The 18,240-nt window shown below is 46.0% G+C and carries 17 protein-coding genes; 12 read left to right on the top strand and 5 right to left on the bottom strand.

The features are described from left to right. Nucleotides 1–27: 27 nt before the first annotated feature. The 5 genes from ABU165_RS11175 (at nucleotide 28) to ABU165_RS11155 (ending at nucleotide 3,625) form a co-directional block, all read left to right on the top strand. Complete coding sequence (locus tag ABU165_RS11175) at nucleotides 28–651, top strand: LysE family translocator (RefSeq protein ID WP_148950649.1); 624 nt, start codon at nucleotides 28–30, stop codon at nucleotides 649–651. Between the two features lie 63 nt (nucleotides 652–714). Continuing rightward, nucleotides 715–945 carry an excisionase family DNA-binding protein gene (locus tag ABU165_RS11170; RefSeq protein WP_009792498.1) on the top strand — a complete coding sequence of 77 codons (231 nt, stop codon included), beginning with the start codon at nucleotides 715–717 and terminating at the stop codon, nucleotides 943–945. Nucleotides 946–1,317: 372 nt separating this feature from the next. Next, nucleotides 1,318–1,587, top strand: a complete 270-nt coding sequence (locus ABU165_RS11165) for a hypothetical protein (protein ID WP_148950648.1) — start codon at nucleotides 1,318–1,320, stop codon at nucleotides 1,585–1,587. A 306-nt stretch (nucleotides 1,588–1,893) separates the two neighbouring features. Then, on the top strand, nucleotides 1,894–2,073 hold the full coding sequence (locus ABU165_RS11160) for a hypothetical protein (protein WP_009792495.1): 180 nt from the start codon (nucleotides 1,894–1,896) through the stop codon (nucleotides 2,071–2,073). A 502-nt stretch (nucleotides 2,074–2,575) separates the two neighbouring features. After that, on the top strand, nucleotides 2,576–3,625 hold the full coding sequence (locus ABU165_RS11155) for an NAD(P)/FAD-dependent oxidoreductase (protein WP_148950647.1): 1,050 nt from the start codon (nucleotides 2,576–2,578) through the stop codon (nucleotides 3,623–3,625). Between the two features lie 43 nt (nucleotides 3,626–3,668). Here the strand turns inward: ABU165_RS11155 and ABU165_RS11150 are convergent, their stop codons facing one another. Next, nucleotides 3,669–5,198, bottom strand: a complete 1,530-nt coding sequence (locus ABU165_RS11150; RefSeq protein ID WP_101552083.1) for a PH domain-containing protein — start codon at nucleotides 5,196–5,198, stop codon at nucleotides 3,669–3,671. Then, nucleotides 5,195–5,689, bottom strand: a complete 495-nt coding sequence (locus ABU165_RS11145; protein ID WP_148950646.1) for a PH domain-containing protein — start codon at nucleotides 5,687–5,689, stop codon at nucleotides 5,195–5,197. The genes ABU165_RS11150 and ABU165_RS11145 overlap by 4 nt, the downstream gene beginning before the upstream one ends. A 341-nt stretch (nucleotides 5,690–6,030) precedes the next feature. Here ABU165_RS11145 and guaC point away from each other — a divergent pair, with 341 nt between their 5' ends. The 4 genes from guaC (at nucleotide 6,031) to ABU165_RS11125 (ending at nucleotide 9,764) form a co-directional block, all read left to right on the top strand. Beyond that, nucleotides 6,031–7,014 carry a GMP reductase gene (gene guaC, locus ABU165_RS11140; RefSeq protein WP_094767991.1) on the top strand — a complete coding sequence of 328 codons (984 nt, stop codon included), beginning with the start codon at nucleotides 6,031–6,033 and terminating at the stop codon, nucleotides 7,012–7,014. Nucleotides 7,015–7,145: 131 nt separating this feature from the next. After that, nucleotides 7,146–7,679: a sigma-70 family RNA polymerase sigma factor gene (locus ABU165_RS11135; protein ID WP_187445486.1), complete on the top strand. Its 534-nt coding sequence runs from the start codon at nucleotides 7,146–7,148 to the stop codon at nucleotides 7,677–7,679. Next, on the top strand, nucleotides 7,663–8,823 hold the full coding sequence (locus ABU165_RS11130) for a hypothetical protein (protein WP_148950644.1): 1,161 nt from the start codon (nucleotides 7,663–7,665) through the stop codon (nucleotides 8,821–8,823). The genes ABU165_RS11135 and ABU165_RS11130 overlap by 17 nt, the downstream gene beginning before the upstream one ends. A gap of 116 nt (nucleotides 8,824–8,939) precedes the next feature. After that, the gene (locus tag ABU165_RS11125) at nucleotides 8,940–9,764 is read left to right on the top strand and encodes a hypothetical protein (protein WP_148950643.1); all 825 of its coding nucleotides are present in this window, start codon (nucleotides 8,940–8,942) and stop codon (nucleotides 9,762–9,764) included. A 49-nt stretch (nucleotides 9,765–9,813) separates the two neighbouring features. Here the strand turns inward: ABU165_RS11125 and ABU165_RS11120 are convergent, their stop codons facing one another. Beyond that, nucleotides 9,814–11,022 (bottom strand): MFS transporter, encoded by a 1,209-nt coding sequence (locus ABU165_RS11120; protein WP_318060657.1) that lies wholly within the window; start codon nucleotides 11,020–11,022, stop codon nucleotides 9,814–9,816. A 182-nt stretch (nucleotides 11,023–11,204) separates the two neighbouring features. On the opposite strand from ABU165_RS11120, the gene ABU165_RS11115 reads away from it, so the two are divergent. Continuing rightward, nucleotides 11,205–11,726, top strand: a complete 522-nt coding sequence (locus ABU165_RS11115) for a sigma-70 family RNA polymerase sigma factor (RefSeq protein ID WP_148950641.1) — start codon at nucleotides 11,205–11,207, stop codon at nucleotides 11,724–11,726. After that, a complete protein-coding gene (locus tag ABU165_RS11110; protein ID WP_148950640.1) occupies nucleotides 11,716–13,026 on the top strand; it encodes a DUF4179 domain-containing protein in 1,311 nt (436 codons plus the stop codon). Before ABU165_RS11115 ends, ABU165_RS11110 begins: the two co-directional genes overlap by 11 nt. Nucleotides 13,027–13,068: 42 nt before the next feature. On the opposite strand, the gene ABU165_RS11105 is transcribed toward ABU165_RS11110, so the two are convergent. Together ABU165_RS11105 and ABU165_RS11100 are read right to left on the bottom strand one after the other, a co-directional pair. Beyond that, a complete protein-coding gene (locus ABU165_RS11105) occupies nucleotides 13,069–14,268 on the bottom strand; it encodes an MFS transporter (protein ID WP_148950639.1) in 1,200 nt (399 codons plus the stop codon). Beyond that, on the bottom strand, nucleotides 14,265–14,663 hold the full coding sequence (locus ABU165_RS11100) for a MarR family winged helix-turn-helix transcriptional regulator (protein WP_187445484.1): 399 nt from the start codon (nucleotides 14,661–14,663) through the stop codon (nucleotides 14,265–14,267). Before ABU165_RS11100 ends, ABU165_RS11105 begins: the two co-directional genes overlap by 4 nt. Before the next feature lie 232 nt (nucleotides 14,664–14,895). Here ABU165_RS11100 and ABU165_RS11095 point away from each other — a divergent pair, with 232 nt between their 5' ends. Further along, complete coding sequence (locus ABU165_RS11095; protein WP_148950637.1) at nucleotides 14,896–18,093, top strand: DEAD/DEAH box helicase; 3,198 nt, start codon at nucleotides 14,896–14,898, stop codon at nucleotides 18,091–18,093. Nucleotides 18,094–18,240: the final 147 nt, after the last annotated feature.

The raw sequence follows: 18,240 nt of genomic DNA, 5'->3' as shown, positions 1-18,240 counted from the left end.
GTATATAAAAAGAAAGCGGGTAAGCGTATGGTGAACTTCTATTTATTTGCTTTGATGTGCATTTTTCTGATCATCCTGCCAGGGCCTGATACAGCGGTTGCTACAAGAAATACACTCTCTGCAGGCAGGATGGGCGGACTCAAAACGGTGGCAGGTACATGCTCTGCGCTGGCAATCCATACACTTGCTGCGGTTGCCGGGCTTTCCGCCCTGATTGTCAAGTCGGCTATGCTTTTTTCTGTATTGAAATATGCCGGTGCTGCTTATTTGGTCTATCTTGGAATCAAAAGCCTGCTATCAATCAGGAATGGCGGACAGGAAAAAGATAATAGCAGCGGGCCGTTGATAAAAGGGAAAACGTTTTTCAGGCAGGGCTTTCTGACGAATTTGCTTAATCCAAAGGTCGCTGTATTTTTCCTGACCTTTCTGCCGCAGTTTGTTGAAGAGGGGACCGCGCCATTTTTCCCATTCCTCCTTATGGGAGCGCTCTATACCATTTTGACTGCTGTCTGGTTTTTCTTATATGTACTCTTAATCCAGCAGATTAGTTCTTTTATGAAAAAACCGAAAACTCAGAAGGCAATCGAAGGGCTGACCGGGACCATTCTCATTGGATTCGGTGTTAAGCTTGCTCTGGAGAAGGCGCGGTAGGCTCCTCATTTTCATTAAAACATGCTATTCTGTAAATAAGATCAGAACAGAAGGGCTGAGTCCATGTATTTAACCATTGAAGAAACGGCAGAATATCTGTCAATGCCAGCTGCTGCTGTCGAAAAGCTTGTGCAGCAGAAAAAAATCCGCGCCATTTTTGACGGCGAGCAGTATCTCATCTATAAAGAGCAATTCAAGACTCATTTGGAACAGATGGAGAAGTATAAAAGGCTGGTCGAGGAAGTACTGAATGAACCAATTCCGGAAGATCGGGATATAAAGGATGAAGACTAACACAAAGCGCCTGGGCTGCCGGGTGCTTTTCTATTTTTTAAAAGCTCTGTTAAAATCTGTTGTTGATAATTTGATTACATGGAGATATAAAAACAGGAAGTCGCCTTATGGAGTGGCCAGCAAGCTTTAAAATAAGCGGAAATTTTCCGGTTAAGCTGCTAAATATGGCACGAGTGGGTATAAATAAGCGGAGAATTTCCGTTTAAGCGGAGCAAAGTTGCCCATTTTCCTGTTTTTTGAGTTGATAGGCGGAATTTCTCCGTCTATTTGAGCTGTTTTTAGAGGTTTTAAGAAATTAGGGGGAATTTCTCCGCTTATTTTTCAGCCGGTCACTGATTCCCTCATATCAGGTCAAGGAAGGTTCACTCTTTTATGGCTGGAAATGAAGACCTGGGTGAAAATCACTTTAATATTGATATAAGACCACTAAAGAATAAGATTGAATTCAGGAATAAAGGTGGTCAAAAAATATACAGACTTCAAAATGGAGAAGAAGCTATTTACATTGTTGATAGGAACCATACATTGCTTGTCTTTGAAAAGGACCATTGGCAATACATGCTCGGTGTTTCAAAGAGGATTGCCGATAGAGTACCACCAGAAATGAAATGTTGGTTTCGATTGCTAACTCAACTTTTCTAGACTAATAAGACCTCTTTGTTATTAATAGCGATCACCGAAAAGGGACGCTTTTTTTCTTGGTAATTTGCCTTGTCAAAGTGATATTTAGTTTGTGTAAATAAAGAGTGCCTGTGTCTAATAGAAGCTGCCAATAGCATTAGGCGGCTTTTTTTTATTCTAGAAAAGGGGCAGGTTAGTATTGGAGGATAAGCCGATATAGAAACAATGAAACTTTTGTTTTATATAAGCGTATTAGTGTGTAAGAGGAACACATTAGGTTTTGTCAATGGCATTATTGAAGGAAATTGAGAAATAAGGGGATATTATATGTCACCATTTTCGTTAGGATTAATACTAGGTGCCTTTTTAGTTATAGGGGTACAACAAATTATTTACACTTTAATATGGGTATATACAGGGGAAAATATGGGGATGTTGCGAAACATTAGAACAGCTATAAAGATTCTAAAGAATAAGGAAAAAGAGAAAAGTGGAGAAAGTTATTAAGAAATTGTTGAATGACAACAAAGTCGGGAAAGACTTGAATTTGTCAATCAACTACCGTGTAAAAAAACGTTCAATAAAGACTCGTTACAAATTTAGGATTGAGTCTTATTTAATGAGAATTTGGAACAAAAATTGTAGATATTGTATTATTAAAATGCAATAGTTATTTATGTTAAGATAAACAATTGTGAAAATGCACTTAAACAAACGGGTGCTTTAGTCTACCAAGCAATTATTACAAAATGGAACTTCCAAAAATGAGGAAGTTCCATTTTTATTTATAATCTCAACATTGAACTTTAACAGTCTTATTTAAAAAGCAGAATGATACACCGATTAAACGGCCATGATTCCGGCCTATCAATTATGCACCAGCCTGGTGAGACAGAAAAAAGAGAAACTGTGACATTTCGGATAAGTTTATTGTTGTGCTGGAGGGTAAAAAGGAGTATATTTAAATGAGAATGATAATCAATTCTATTGGTTATGAGGAGTGAGCGGAATGAATCAGCAGGAGATTTTTGATGTCACCATTATCGGCGGGGGGCCAGCAGGCCTTTATTCAGCCTTTTACAGCGGCCTCAGGGAAATGAAAACAAAACTGATTGAATTTCAGCCGCAGCTTGGCGGAAAAATACATGTTTATCCTGAAAAGATGATTTGGGACGTCGGCGGCCTGACGCCAACTCCAGGTGCAAAGCTGATTACACAGCTGGTAGAGCAGGGGCTGACCTTTGATCCGGAGGTTGTGCTTAATGAAAAGGTGGAAGCGATCTCCCGCGGGGAGGATGGAATTTTTGTCCTTTCCGGATCTTCGGGAAGGCTGCATTATTCAAGGACAATCATTGTCGCTGTAGGCAGCGGAATTCTGAATCCTCAGAAGCTGAACATAGAGGGCGCTGAACGGTTTGAGGTTTCCAATCTGAATTATACGGTAAAATCACTGCAGCATTTCAAGGATAAAACGGTCATCATTTCAGGCGGCGGCAATTCTGCGATTGATTGGGCGAATGAGCTGGAGCCGGTCGCACGCCAGGTGTATATCGCTTTCCGGAAGGAGAACTTTTCCGGACATGAGGCGCAGGTGTCCCAGCTTCTTGGGAGCTCGGCCATCTGCCTTGGCTGCACGTCGATTACAAAGCTGATTGCAGGTGAAAGCCATGAGATGATTGAAAAGGTCGAGCTGACCAATTGTGAAACAGGAGAAGTTTCTTATCTGGATGTGGATGAAGTCATCATCAACCATGGCTATGAGCAGGATGCTTCATTATTGAAGAATAGCGGATTGAAGATTGATATTGCCCAGGATTTCTATATTTCCGGGAACAGTTGCAGTGAGTCATCCATTGAGGGTCTCTATGCAGCAGGGGATATCCTTCAGCATGAAGGCAAGCTCAACCTGATTGCAGGCGCGTTCCAGGATGCTGCCAATGCGGTGAACAAAGCAAAGCAATACATCCAGCCGGACGCCGGCAGGGCCGCGATGGTCTCGTCCCATAATGATGTATTTAAGCAGCGCAACCGCAAGATTGTCCAGCAGATGATTAAATAATAGACGTAAAGGCAGGTACCCTGATTTGGGCGCCTGCCTTTTTTTAGTATTCTTGATACTTGATTTCCGTTCCTCTTCCCACATACCATTCATAGAAGTCTGCCGCCATTTCTTTCGGCACATCATCAAGGCTGGAATGGAGGACCGGCTTGGCTCTGTTGACGGTTTCAATTGAAGCAAGTCCGAGCCACTTTTGAAAAAGATTGCTTGTTACGCTGACCTCGATCACCTTTTCCCGCTTAGAAATGAACAGTGAAGTGGATAGGCTTCCGGATTTCATCTGGATGAACTGGCTGTTCAGAGTGTATCTTGTATTCCAGTAATCCAGGATTCTTAACAGGGCTATGATGATTAGGAGGCCAGCAGAAACGAACAGCCAGGCTCTCTCTGTATCAAGGATTTCAGGCTTGAACCATGCCAGCCCTGCAGTGGCCAGAATCCACACCCAGCTTGGCTTTAACAGGCGGATCCAGAAAGACTTCCCTGGCAGCCGCTTCATTTCCCTGGTGACCTCGTATTGCGGCAGGATTTCAGAAATCATTTCATAGGCCCTTTTAACAGGGAGGAACGGATACAATGTGCTGATTTCAGGCGAATCCTCACCGAGGCTTACACCGCCTGCGCTTGTCAGCTTTACTTCTGCAAGCCCCAGCAGCCTTTTGATGGGCGGCTGTTTCACCTCAATAGCCTGCACCCTCTCTTTTAAAATGGAAAATCTGGATTCATCGAGCACTCCCTGGACGATATAGATCCGTTCCTGATCTGAGGAAATTTCATATTTCCCGTATTTAAGATAAGTCCTTGCCACTCCGATCCCGGTCGAAACGAGCAGCAGAAGGATTAGGATGCCAGCAAGAAGAAGACTTGAACCCATCAATGCGGCAAAAAGACCCTGGGCCTGCTCATCCAGGTCGAATACTTCATCGATTTTAAAATAAATGGACACAATGGCGGAAAAAAGGACAAGAAAGCTGAAGGAAGTGAATGATGCTTTAAGGATGTCCTTTTTTCCAGGGGTAAAATGGACGATCCTCCCGGCAGGAAGCACAGGCTGTGCAGTTTGCTCGTTTCCGGCTTCCTGGCCAGCCGGAGGAGCGTCCGCCGGATCCACAAGTGAAATGCCTTCCTCCTGCGGACGGGAAACATGTTCTTCCAGCTTTTCAGCTTCTTCCTTGCGGATGACCTTGAATTCAATCGCTGAATCTGCGCCTGTCATTCCTGTTTCAAACCGGATTGAAGTCAACCCGAATATCCGGTGAAAAAGGGAGGTGCGGTAATTCACATTCTGTACCTTTGAAAAAGGGATGGTCTGATTCGATTTGGTAAAAATCCCTTCTTTTAAATGAAAGGAACTGCCGTCCAGCTTATAGGTGCTTGTCAGCCATTTCAGGACAATTGAAACAGCGGAAACAGCCATGAAAAGGAAGAATACCAGCCTTCCGTATTTAACATACGCAGCATCAGAGCCAAATTTGATGACAAACAGAAAGAAAACGATGAATATGGAACCCTTCACCAGCTGGTAAAGATTCATCAGCATGATAAGCGGGTGATGGCGTTTTTCCTCGATCATTGTTCCACTTCCTTTATTTTGGCGAAACGGGCAATCGTATCCCGCAGCTGCATAGCCACTTCGTCAGGCAATGCAGGAATAGTGTGGGAAGAGCCCATCGTTTCAATCGAGATGGAATAGAGGCCATATCTCCTCATCAATGGTCCCTGGCTGGCAGATACAGATTGGATTTTTGTCATAGGGACCAGCTGGTGCTTCTCGGTAATCGCCCCGAACTTCAGCTTCAGGAATTCCTCGTCCACTCCATACCGCCAATTTTTATAAAGCAGCATCGGCCTGATGATCGACCAGGGAATAGAGAGAACTGTAATCACCACTAACCCGATCAGAATCCAGCCGATCCACTCTTTCCATGCAAAATAATGATCCAGATACAATAGTATGCCGAGAACGGTGAAGGCAATAATGTCGCCGATCATATCGGCCGTAATCCAAACTTTTACCGCGTTTTTTGATAATCTGTTTTGAGGCGGTGCGATCCGCGATTCCAAAAATACCACTCCTGAAAACAATTTAATAGAAAGATTAAGTCCTTATGTTACTTACGTCGAAGGTTCTCATAAAGATTCATTTAATTTTGCGGATAAGAGGGGGATTTCTAGTTTACAGCCTGTTTCACACGAAAAATGGAATGTATCTGTTTTCAAAAGATGTTTCACTTGTAAAATACGAACATTATTATGAGTTGACTTTTTATCGTTCGTATATTAAACTCTTTAATGGGTTGGGGCAATAAATGCCCGCCGAATAATAATAATAATAATAATAGTTGACTCTGGATGCTTCCGAGGAAGCAGGACTTGATTTTATACACATATAAGGAGTGTTACTCATGGATAATGTATTTGATTACGAGGATATTCAATTAATTCCGGCAAAATCAATTGTGAACAGCAGGACTGAGTGTGATACAACGGTTGAGTTTGGAGGACGCACCTTTAAGCTGCCGGTTGTGCCTGCCAATATGCAGACCATTATTGATGAGCGCATTTCCATTCAATTAGCAGAAAAGAATTATTTTTACATCATGCACCGCTTCCAGCCTGAGAAGCGCCTTGCATTTGTAAGGGATATGAAATCACGCGGATTATATGCGTCAATCAGCGTCGGTGTTAAAGAGGAAGAATACACTTTCGTTCAGCAGCTGGCTGAGGAAAATCTGGTTCCTGAATATATTACAATCGACATCGCCCATGGCCATTCCAATGCAGTGATTAAAATGATTCAGCATATCAAGCAGCTCCTTCCGGGAAGCTTTGTCATCGCAGGAAATGTCGGCACGCCTGAAGCAGTCCGTGAGCTGGAGAATGCGGGCGCTGATGCAACGAAAGTTGGAATCGGGCCAGGGAAGGTCTGCATTACGAAAATCAAAACCGGCTTTGGAACCGGCGGCTGGCAGCTGGCGGCATTAAGATGGTGCGCCAAGGCAGCAAGCAAGCCGATCATTGCGGATGGGGGCATCCGCACACATGGCGATATCGCCAAATCAGTCCGTTTCGGCGCTTCCATGGTCATGATCGGTTCCCTTTTTGCGGGACATGAAGAATCCCCTGGAGAAACAGTCGAAGTCAACGGGAAGCTGTACAAAGAATACTTCGGATCTGCTTCCGAGTTCCAAAAAGGCGAAAAGAAGAATGTTGAAGGCAAGAAAATGCACGTAGAATACAAAGGTGCTTTAGAAGATACACTGATCGAAATGGAGCAGGATCTTCAGTCCTCCATCTCCTATGCGGGAGGAAACAAGCTGTCCGCCATCAAGAATGTGGACTATGTGATTGTCAAGAACTCCATCTTCAATGGAGATAAAGTATACTAATCAGCAAGCCGCCTGTCCTGGATAGGCGGTTTTTTGCTGCATTCTGAGGATAAAAATAAAATAAGAGGGACTTTTTTGAAACCAAAAACGGTTTGGAATTGTCTAACTGCCAGGAAGAAGGGGGGAAGGAATTGGAGAAAAAAGAAAGAGACCAATTGCTGACAGAAGCCATGGATGAATATGGGCATTACCTGACCCGGCTCGCTTATGCTTTTGTAAAAGACGAAGCGAAAGCGGAGGATATCATCCAGGAGGTCTATATCCGCTATTATCTGAAACTGGAACAATTCGAAGGCCGGTCCAGTGTTAAAACCTATTTATACAGAATGACCGTGAATGAATGCAAAAACTACCTGAAAAGCTGGGGTTTCCGAAAAATAGATTTTTTTAATAGAAAAAGTGTGATGCCTTCATCCGATTTTACGCCTGAAGAGGAAGTGCTGAGGCGGGAAGAGGAAAGCAGGACTTTCCGGCTGATTGACAGGCTGCCGGTCAAATATAAGGAAGTTCTTTGGCTTCATTATTATGCAGAGCTTTCTGTAAAGGAGATCGGGGATATTTTGAAGTGCCCGGCCAATACGGTGAAAACCAGGCTGGCCAGGGGAAGGAAGATGGCTCGTCTGACAATGGGAGAGGAGGAGATTGATGATGCCAAAGAATATTAAACAGGAACTTGAGGACAGCATCCCGGATCATATCACCATGTCAGGCAGGCAGAAGCAGACAATTTTAACAGAGGCAGCCAAACGCTTCGAACGCAAGCCCCGCCGCACCAGCAGGCTCATTCTGCCCCTTGTCAGTGCTGCCGCTATCCTCGGGCTGTCGGGCATACTTGCCGCACCCTATGTCCAGGAGGAGTTGAAAGAGAGTGAAGTCCGGCAGCAGCTTGACGCCTCTTTAGAAAAAGTGACGGTTCCAGACGCAAGCTATCCTTCTTTAATCAACTCTCAATATATTGGGGACACCAAAGAGCTGGTCTACACAGACGGAAAAGGGTTCTATTCCTTTAATAAGGAAACGAAAACAACCGAGATGCTGGTCAAGCCGGAAGAGGGGGCGGGTTTGTATGAATTTGCGGTGAATGGAGATTGGCTTGTGTGGGACAGCAGGAACAAGCTGTACGCCTTTGACCGTCATACTAAAGAAATTGAAGAGATTCCTGGTAGTGCTGCTGCAGGCGATTTTCAGATTGAAGAGGATAGACTAAGCTACCTTTCGGCTGATGGCCAATCATGGGGATATAAACTGCTGGATTTGTTTACATTTTCTGAATCTAATTTCCATGAGATTACAGGAGAAGGCACAAACAGCCAGGCATCCTTAAATGAAGGATATATTGTCATACCAGAAACCATTGTGGAAAATGATAAAAAAAATATTCTTTTTACACTCTATAACTTGAAAAGCGGGGAAGAGAAAAGGGAATTCACAGTTCCTTATGATCGGGCTGCAAATGTTACACTGACGGATGACAAAGTCTATGCGGAGCTGTCAAATGACGGGAAAGCTTCGGTTTTGGCGTATATCAGTCTGGATGACGGAAAGCTCCACAAAGTAAAGACTCCTCCCTTCGATGCTTTTGCTGTATACGAAGATTACCTGGCTTTAAGTATACCGGAAAAAGAAGATTCAAATTCGGTTAAACTGTACAGGATCATTGATAATCGTGCAGTGGCCCTGCCTGCCTTCGAGCATGTAGAAGAACGGCTGGTCAAACCGAGGTTTACAGCTGACGGGGTGCTTGTGGTGAACGGAGAAGGCGAGGACTTTTCTATGTATCTTCTGGATACAGAAAAAATTAAAAATTGAAGGAGAGATTACTTCAGCTTGGTGCTGAGCAGAGAAAATCTCTCCACCCATTCGTCGCTGGCGCTATAATAATTGTAAATGGGAGATAAAAGAGGAGAGGGGCGGTTTCAATCGATTTGTTTGAATTGTTCTATAAAAAATACAATGAAACGGTGCAGGCGGAGGATTATATTGAGTGGGCCAGCGGCTGCCTGGAGCTTGATACACGCGAAATCCTGAAGCTCGCCGGGATGAGGGCACCCTTAAATTTATTTGAAGTGGAAAGCATGTTTGCGGATGCAATGAAAAGTGCTGGATATGAAGCTCCTCCTGAAGAAGAGTGCCTTGAATACTATCTAGAGCAGCTGCATGCAAAGTTATTGATGCCTGCAGAGAATGCCATTGAAAGGGTTAAAGAGATTTATGTCTGTACGGCGCGAAATGGCTTATCAGAAGAACAGATGGATTGGCAGGAGGTGAGCGATGCCATTGATGACTTTGAGTTCGGTGATAATATCCCTGGCTATAACATGGATAAGATCCATGAACTGATCATGACAAACGCCAGGAGGCTCTGGCATACTAAATTCAGCAAAATATCTTTCGGGGATTTCATTGGGCAAAAAATTACTAAAGTCGAGACAGAAGGTCAATTTATAATTGAATTTGAGAAGGGATATCTCAGTATCGAGTGCCCCTGGAGGATACGAAAGACAGATGGAATTCTGCTGGGAGAAACAGATATACGCTCATCTTCAAGAGAATGGAAGTCTGTCATAGAGCTTTTGGCCGGCAAAAAAATTGAGGATGTCAGGCTGCTGGAGCAGTGTCCGTTTCTTATAGTACAGTGCGGTGACCTGTTCCTGGATTTATTCCATGCAAGTTCTTTTTTCGACGGATGGACCTTGGCTGACGAGGAAGATTTCTATCTGTTTTCCATGCATGGCGGGAGTATAGCTTAACTATAAGAAGGAACAAGAAAAACGGCACCCATCCAGGTGCCGTCTTCTATTATCCGGCTTTCTCAGCCAGCTCCATCCCGTTTTTCAGGCTCTTGAACCTCAGGTAAAAGGCGCATGTCATGACCAGGGACAAGGCTCCGAAGATGACGCTCATATACTGCAGGCCGACCGCATCAAGCAGGAACCCTGTCATAAGGAGGACGATCTGGAAGACCAGGCGGTCGAGCATGTTCCGGAAAGAGAAAAAGCGGCCGTGGAAATCCTTTGGCACCCGTGTCTGGAAGATGGTGGCGGCAGTCGGGAAGAAGCAGCCGACCGCAAAACCGAAGATCAGGAAAGCCAGGACAGACAGAACAGGTATATCAGCAAAATAAAGGATCAGCTGCGATATGCCGATGATAAAGGAAAAGAAAAACAGGATGCTGTATGGCGAGCTTTTGCCGCTGATCTTTTTCACCACAAAGGCGCCAAGCATGAAGGCAACTCCCTCAGCAGTATAAATCCACCCTTTAATGGCCGAGCTGTCCTGAAGCTCGCTGATATTGATGACCATCAGGTTAAATCCGCCAAGAAATAACAGCGGGACAAGCGTCAGCACGAGTGTCATGAATACAATCGGAAGCCCCTTGATGACAGGGAAGACCTCTGAAAATCCTGCAGGCTTCTGTTTGACATCCTTCTGCTTCTCCAGCTCCTTTTTCTCATCAAAGCTCAGGAAGCATGTGAGAATGAATAAGCCCAGATAGGCAGCGAGGGACAAGAGATACAGCATGGATAAAGACATGATGACCAGGAATACCCCGGCAACGGCCGTTCCAAGTACTCGTGAAAGAGTGGATACATTCATGTACACGCCGTTCAGCTGCAAGAGATCGTTCTCGCCGACTACCATCGGGATGGCTGCCTGGAGGGCAGGGAAATAGAAGGCAGCCGAAATCTGCAGGCAGACGAGGAAGACGACCATCCACCAGACTGAGCCGGTGTGGATGGCGATCAGCATAAATACAACGCTCACAGAGCGGGCGAAGCCGGAAACAAGCATGACGGTTTTCTTGCTTGCCTGATCTGTAATCCTGCCGGCTGCAGGACCGACTGCAAGGCCGGCAAGCAGGCCTGCTGCAAGTATTAAAGATTTCAAGAAATCTGACGGCACTTTTTCCTGCATAAATTCAAGGTTTCCGATGATTCCGAGCCACAGGCCGAGCCCTGCAATGAACTCCCCTGTCAGTAAAATCCACACATTCTTATTTCTCCACATATCTGCAGCCTCACGTTTCTGAATTATTTCGTTTCTCTAAAGATACTACAGAATTGAAATTTAATGAATGGGTTTACAAAAACTTCTTGCTTTATACAAAAATAAAGAAAAAATTAGAAATGGAAGTCTTTTTGCGCTTGTGCCCTGTCTAACAGATAGAAATAAAAAAAGGGGGTATCTCCTTGGATACAGCAAAGTTCATTAAGAAAGCCAGGAAAGGGGATGATGAAGCTTTTTATGAGCTGATGCAAGTGCACAAAGTGCAGCTGCTCAAAATTGCCTATTCTTATTTAAGAAACGAGGAGGAGGCGCTTGAAGCCCTGCAGGAGGTCACATTCAGGGCATACCGGTCAATCCGGAGCCTTAAGAAGGCAGATTATTTCTCCACCTGGCTGATCCGGATCATGCTTAACTACTGCCATGATCAAAGCAGAAAGAAGAAAAGAGCAGCACCTTTGGATCTTACAGAGTCATTGGCAGAAACATACAATTACAGCCAAGCGCTTGAAATTGAGGAAGCATTGGAAAAAATAGATTCAAAGTGCCGGGAAGTTATTATCCTGAAGTATTATCATGATATGAAAATAAAAGAAATCGCGAACCTGCTGGAAAGTCCGGAAAGTACCATTAAAACATGGCTGTATAAAGGGCTCAAGGCTCTTCGTGAGCAGCTGGGGGAAAGAGGTGAAGCCAATGTTCAGTAATGAAGAGAGAGAGCTGGACCGTTCAAGGAAAGAACTCGACCGTTTGATGGTTTCGAATGAGCTGGCAGACCAGGCCATCATGGCTGGAATCAGGCAGGCTAAAGCGGCAGGCAGGAAAAGGAAAAAGTATGCCTCTCTTTTTACTGCAGGGGCCGCCGCTCTCATTTTGCTGTTTTCTGTTAAAGGAGGCAGCACGATGGCTGAGTATTTCTCTAAAATGCCAGGCCTTGAGAAAGTTATGGAGCTTGTCAGCGGCGACAGAGGTCTGATGGCAGCAGCTGAAAATGAATATATACAAAAAATCGGAGCGTCTGCTGAACATAATGGCATAAAGGCAACCCTGGACTCTGCGATTTACGATGAACAGGCATTGATTCTTTTTTACAGCTATGAGGCAGAAAATAAAACTGCAGATGTTTACACGACAGATATAACCCTGCTTGACCGGGAAGGAAATAAGCTGCCATACCAAGCGAATCATGGGACTTTTTGGACTGCGGATAGAGAAGATTTGCATGAAATCCGTTTTCAGCTGGATGATGCGGCAGATCTTCCTGATGAATTGAGCCTTTCAATGGGGTTCACAGTGAATGATAGCCGCCAGTCTGAATCTGTCGTTCTGCCGTTTGCACTGGATAAAGAGAAGCTGGCTGAGAAAAAGGTGTACAGCCTGAATAAAACAGTAACGGTTGAAGGGCAGAAGATGACTGTAAAGGATGTCAGCATCTATCCATCACAAACAGCGGTGAGTATTGCTTTTGATCCGGATAATACGAAAAAAATCTTTGGGTTTAACGATCTCCATATCGCTGATGAAAATGGGGGCAAGTGGAAGGCCAATCATGTAAAAGATGAAAAAGTGAATGACAACGAAACAGTCATATATTTAGAAAGCAGCTATTTTGCAGATCCGAAAGAATTGTATCTGCGCTTCAACAGCATCCGTGCCCTGGATAAAGATGAACTCATTGTCCGGGTGAACCCCTCAGATAATAAAATCATAAAGGCGCCGAAGGATGGAAAGCTGAAATCAGCAAGTGTTTTTAAAGACGAGCTCCAGCTTAAACTGGAAGCACCTTTCAGCTTTTTGGATACAATGATTTTCATGCATGCAGCCGATCTGGAAGGCCGGACTATTGGAGAGGGGCTGTCTTTTGGGGCAGGCGGTTCGCCAGTCGATCAGGAGATCACCTATTATGTTCCGTATCCAAAGGAAGAAGCCGGTGATCAAGATATCCTTCTCGAGCTTCTTGACTACCCTGCATCCATCAATGGGAATGCAGAAATAAAATTGAAATAAGAAAAGGGGTATCCTCACATCTGAAGGATACCCCTTTTCTAATTACACTGCATCAGCAGCTGACCGTAAAGCAGAATCCTTCCTGCCATGCAGGAAATAATACAGCACAGCAGACAACAGGATCAGTGCAGCCATCATGATATACAGGCTGCTGTAGCCTGTTATTGGAATGACGAGTCCAAGCAGGTAAGGGCCGAATCCAAGGCCGGCATCAAGGAAAATAAAGAAAGTCGATGTGGCCAGCCCCAGCCTGTGCGGAGCCGTCAGCTTGACGGCGATCGCCTGTGTGCTTGACTGCATATTCCCGAAGCCAAGGCCAATCAGGACACCTGATACGAGCAGGACAAAGCTTGACCCTGCTGTGCTTAACAGAATCATACCGGCTGCGAACAGGATGAATGCCGGATACATGATATAGTTGGCGCCCTTCAGGTCCATCATGCGCCCTGTAAACGGACGGGACAGCAGGACGGCAACTGCATAGACAATAAAGAAAAAGCTTGCCGCGTCCACAAGATCAAGCTCCATCGCATAGAAATTGATGAAAGAAAGGACGCTGGAATAACAAAATGCGATTGCCAGGGTGATGACCGCAATCGGCAGCGCTTTTGGTTCCACAAAGTCCGAAATCCTGAAGCCTTTTGCTTCTGCGCTCTTCGGAGAGCCTGTGACAGGCGGGACAGTGACAAGAAAGGCAGTCACAAGACTGATAATTCCCAATGCCAGACAAAAGCTGAATATCATTTCAAAGCTTGTATGCTGGCTCATATAAATCCCGATAAATGGTCCGACGGCTGTCGCCAGTGTCGCGCTCATGCTATAGTAGCCAATCCCTTCGCCTTTCCGGGCTGCCGGAATGATCTGCGCAACGATTGTGCCTGTAGCGGTGCTGGCCATGCCAAGCGTAATTCCGTGAACGAAACGGTTGGCAAGAAGAAAGGCAACCCCGGCGTGGACAAAATATAAAAGAGTCGTCAGCGTAAAGAAAATCAGTCCGATGAACAGCATTCTTTTGCGGCCGACCAGATCGATATAGCGCCCGATGAACAGCCTCCCGATGAGCGTCCCGATAATAAAGATCCCTGTTACAAGTCCGGCCTGGCTTGTCGAGGCATCATATTCATTGACGGCATAGACAGAGATGGTGACCATCAGCAAGTAAAAGACAAGTGTTAAAAAAAAGTTGATGGAGGATACAACGATGAAGTCCTTCGTCCAAAGTTTTGCTTCTGAGCTGTTCAATGTGCTTCCCCCTGTTCCATTAAGTTGCTGCGGATGCCTTCCATGATGCGAATGGCTTCGAGCTGTTCTTCTTCTGTAAAACCTTTAAGGATTCTCTGCTCAAATTCATCAATGCTCAGCCGCACTTCACTGTAGACTTTATGGCCGAGCCCTGTGAGCTGCATCCTTTTTTCACGTCGGTCTTTGCTTGGCACCTGCTCTACAAAGCCGAGCTCCTCCAGTCTGGTGATCGTCCGTGTGACGGTCGGTTTTTCGACACCCTGATAGTGGGAGAGCTCCACAAGAGTGGCTGAACCGAAATTAGCGATATAATATAAAATCGTCCATTGCGCCCTCTGAAGCTGATGCTGTGCAAGAAGCTGGTTAAGCTTATTTTCAAACGGGCGGTAGAGCATCAATAGCTGATGAAAAAATTTCTGAAACGTTTTGATAGCAAACACCTCTATATAGTTATCAATAATAATAGTTACCGTGAGTAACTATAATAATATAACAGAAAATGTCTGCCTCTGTCCAGGGAACAGGCTTTTTTTTACAATTTTAAGGCGGGGCGGCAGGAAAGAGACATGGGGTTTTCCCTTTCTCTATGATAAAATTTTATTATCAAAAACGGACGAGGGGATATAGTTGAACATTCAATTGGACAGCAAAAAAATAAAAGAGGCGTGCGGGCTGGTTTCTTTTAGGAAAGGGGATTCTTTCTACCGTTCCAAAAAAGTAGTGTTCAGCCTGTATGAGCCGGAATATTGCGAGGCAGAAGTGATGGCTGCCGAGGATTTCCATGTGATCATCCAGGGGGATGGGAAAGGCGGCTATCATGCGGACTGCAGCTGTCCGAGACTTGCTTCGGTCAAAACAGACTGCCAGCATATTGCCGCCGTCCTGCTGGCCATTCTTGACCATCAGAAAAAGGGCACATCCCCATTGATGGATGTGGAGAGAGAGGGGCATGAGTCGCTGGCAGAAGGGCTGCTGACGATTTTTGAAAAAGAGCCTTCCCGCTCAAGCGGGGAACAGCTGCACTTCGAGAACAGGCAGCCTGCAGAAGCCAGCTTTACATGCATGCCGATATCTCTTGCGGATGGAAGCACCATGCTTGGAATGGAAGCCAGCATAGCTATGCACCCGGTCAGGGACATTAGGAAATTCCTTAAGGATGTAAAAGAAAGAAGCCAGAGTGCAGTTTCCCCCTTCTTTACATACGAACCTGCCGGGCATTATTTCCGGAAAGAAGATGATGCTGTTCTCCAGGAGCTGATTCGGATCATTGAGGATGAGCAAGCCCATAAAGAAGGACAGACTTTAGAAGCTGAACCGTCTATCCTGCTGATCCCGCCTACCTCCTGGAGGCGGCTCCTTTCCCTTCTCACAGCAGCCCCGATGGTTCAGCTCAAAAATAAAGGGCAGGTATACGAAGGCATCAGCTTGCCGGTGGAGCCGCTGCCGCTGTCGTTCCGTTTTGAATTGAACGAAGATAAAGGCGGCCGGCTTGTGGTGAAAGGCATGGACAAAATCTTAATTCTGCAGGCATATCAGTCTGTTTTGTACCGGGGGATGATCTATCAGCTGGAAAATGAGGACTGCAAGCGCCTGGCGGACCTGAAGGGAATGCTCTCGGCTTCAGGGACAGACCGGATTCCCATACAAAAAGAACAGGTCGGCTTTCTGCTGGAAAAGGTCGTACCAGGATTGAAAAAGCTGGGAGAAGTGCATCTTCCAGGCGGGATCAATACTCAGCTCATCCAGTCGCCGCTGACAGCCAAACTCTACTTGGACCGCCTGAAAAACAGGCTCCTTGCAAGCCTTGAATTTCAGTATGATAATGTCGTCTTTAATCCGCTTGAGGAGAAGGAATTCCATACAGATTTCCTTCTGATCAGAGATGAAGAGAAGGAAAGAAGCATCCTGGAAGTGATGGAGGAAAGCAGCTTTGCCAGAACCGACAGCGGCTACTATCTCCAGAATGAAGAGCTGGAATATGAATTCCTGTACCGGCAGCTTCCAAAGCTTCAGACGATGGTCAAGGTCTATGCGACAACTGCGATCAGGAACCGCATCTTCAGGGAAAGCATTCATCCGCGCATTTCCGTTAAAGTGAAAAAAGAACGGACCAATTGGCTGGAATTCAAATTTGCTATGGACGGGATCCCTGAGCATGAAGTTCGCGGCCTTTTGGCTTCGCTTGAGGAAAAAAGGAAATATTACCGGCTGCGGGACGGGGCGCTGCTCTCCCTTGAATCCAGAGAGTTTGATGAAATCAGACGGTTTTTGAATGAGGTTCCTGCCCAGGATGAGGATCTGGAAGAGGGGCTGAACGTCCCCATGGTCCCAGGGCTCCGCCTTATGGGATCACTGGAGGAAGGGGAGGTATTCAGCTTTGAAGATTCTTTCCGGAACTTTATTAAGGAGGTCCGGACCCCTGGCAGCCGCCAATTTGCCGTACCTGAAAGCCTTGAGCATGTACTGCGCGACTATCAAAAACAAGGCTATCAATGGCTGAAAACATTGGCGGGCTATGGTTTCGGCGGCATCCTTGCAGATGATATGGGACTGGGAAAGACGCTCCAGGCTATCGCCTATATCCTGTCCGAGCTTCCGGCAATCCGGAGGCTGCAGCAGCCTGCCCTCATCGTATGCCCATCCTCCCTGACCTATAACTGGCAGAGTGAATTTGAGAGATTTGCACCGGAGATCAAGAGCATAGTGATGGACGGCAGCAAATCTGAAAGGGAGAAGATGCTCGCAGAAGCAGGAGACCTGGATGTCCTGATTGTGTCATACCCGCTGCTCCGCAAGGACATCAGCAGCTATGAGAAACAGCCTTTCAGCACAGTCTTTTTTGACGAGGCACAGGCGTTTAAAAATCCTGTCACCCAAACGGCGAGGACGGTTAAGCGGCTCCAGGCTGGAAACCGGTTCGCGCTTACAGGGACACCGATTGAAAATTCACTGGAGGAACTATGGTCGATTTTCCATGTAATCTTCCCGGAGCTCTTCCAGGGGCTCCGCGAGTTCAGCTTTCTTGACAGGAAAACAATCAGCAGGAGGACCAGCCTGTTCCTGCTTAGAAGATTAAAATCGGATGTGCTTTCGGAGCTTCCGGAAAAAACGGAATATCTAGAGTCGGCCGAGCTGCTGCCAGATCAGAAAAAGCTGTATGCCGCCTATTTGGCCAAGCTCCGTCATGACACACTCAAGCATCTGGACAAAGATACGCTCCGAAAAAACAAGATCAGGATCCTTGCCGGACTCACCAGGCTGAGGCAGATCTGCTGCCATCCGGCCCTTTTCGTGGACGGGTACAAAGGAAGCTCGGCGAAATATGAGCAGCTGCTGCAGATCATTAAAGAATCACGTCTGTCAGGCAGGCGGGTGCTGATCTTTTCCCAATTCACAAAGATGCTCGATATGATTGGAAGAGAATTGGCCAGGCAGGGCATCGGCTTCTTCTACCTGGATGGCCAGACGCCCTCAGAGGAGAGGGTCAAGCTGTGCGGGCGCTTTAACAGCGGTGAGCATGACTTTTTCCTGATTTCCCTGAAGGCGGGCGGAACCGGCCTGAATCTGACCGGCGCCGACACAGTCATCCTTTATGATCTCTGGTGGAATCCGGCAGTCGAGACCCAGGCTGCAGACCGGGCCTATAGAATGGGCCAAAGGCATAATGTGCAGGTGATCAAGCTGCTGGCCCGCGGCACCATTGAGGAAAAGATGAACGAATTGCAGGATAAGAAACGGAATCTCATTGAAGAGGTCATCGAACCTGGCGGAAAAAGTCAGGGAATGCTCACAGAGGATGATATCCGGGAGATTTTGAATGTTTGATACTCTTTAAAATAGCGAAATAGACCTTGAGGACAGGACACAGTCTGCTAATAGAAATCTGGCTGCTGTTTAATTGGCTGGCCTGAGAAATGGCTCCGGGATTTGCAGAACCTGGACCATAACAGCAAGATTGAAGACGAAACCGGG

Origin of the sequence: Cytobacillus sp. T106 (assembly GCF_040492155.1) — a bacterium.
Lineage (GTDB): Bacteria > Bacillota > Bacilli > Bacillales > Cytobacillaceae > Bacillus_AB > Bacillus_AB infantis.
This window is presented reverse-complemented; position numbering and strand designations above follow the sequence as displayed.

Excerpts from the sequence above, each read along its gene's own strand:
- ABU165_RS11175 (WP_148950649.1), top strand. The coding sequence starts at position 28 with ATGGTGAACTTCTATTTATTTGCTTTGATGTGCATTTTTCTGATCATC.
- ABU165_RS11170 (WP_009792498.1), top strand. The coding sequence starts at position 715 with ATGTATTTAACCATTGAAGAAACGGCAGAATATCTGTCAATGCCAGCT.
- ABU165_RS11165 (WP_148950648.1), top strand. The coding sequence starts at position 1,318 with ATGGCTGGAAATGAAGACCTGGGTGAAAATCACTTTAATATTGATATA.
- ABU165_RS11160 (WP_009792495.1), top strand. The coding sequence starts at position 1,894 with ATGTCACCATTTTCGTTAGGATTAATACTAGGTGCCTTTTTAGTTATA.
- ABU165_RS11155 (WP_148950647.1), top strand. The coding sequence starts at position 2,576 with ATGAATCAGCAGGAGATTTTTGATGTCACCATTATCGGCGGGGGGCCA.
- ABU165_RS11150 (WP_101552083.1), bottom strand. The coding sequence starts at position 5,198 with ATGATCGAGGAAAAACGCCATCACCCGCTTATCATGCTGATGAATCTT.
- guaC (WP_094767991.1), top strand. The coding sequence starts at position 6,031 with ATGGATAATGTATTTGATTACGAGGATATTCAATTAATTCCGGCAAAA.
- ABU165_RS11130 (WP_148950644.1), top strand. The coding sequence starts at position 7,663 with ATGCCAAAGAATATTAAACAGGAACTTGAGGACAGCATCCCGGATCAT.
- ABU165_RS11120 (WP_318060657.1), bottom strand. The coding sequence starts at position 11,022 with ATGTGGAGAAATAAGAATGTGTGGATTTTACTGACAGGGGAGTTCATT.
- ABU165_RS11110 (WP_148950640.1), top strand. The coding sequence starts at position 11,716 with ATGTTCAGTAATGAAGAGAGAGAGCTGGACCGTTCAAGGAAAGAACTC.
- ABU165_RS11100 (WP_187445484.1), bottom strand. The coding sequence starts at position 14,663 with ATGCTCTACCGCCCGTTTGAAAATAAGCTTAACCAGCTTCTTGCACAG.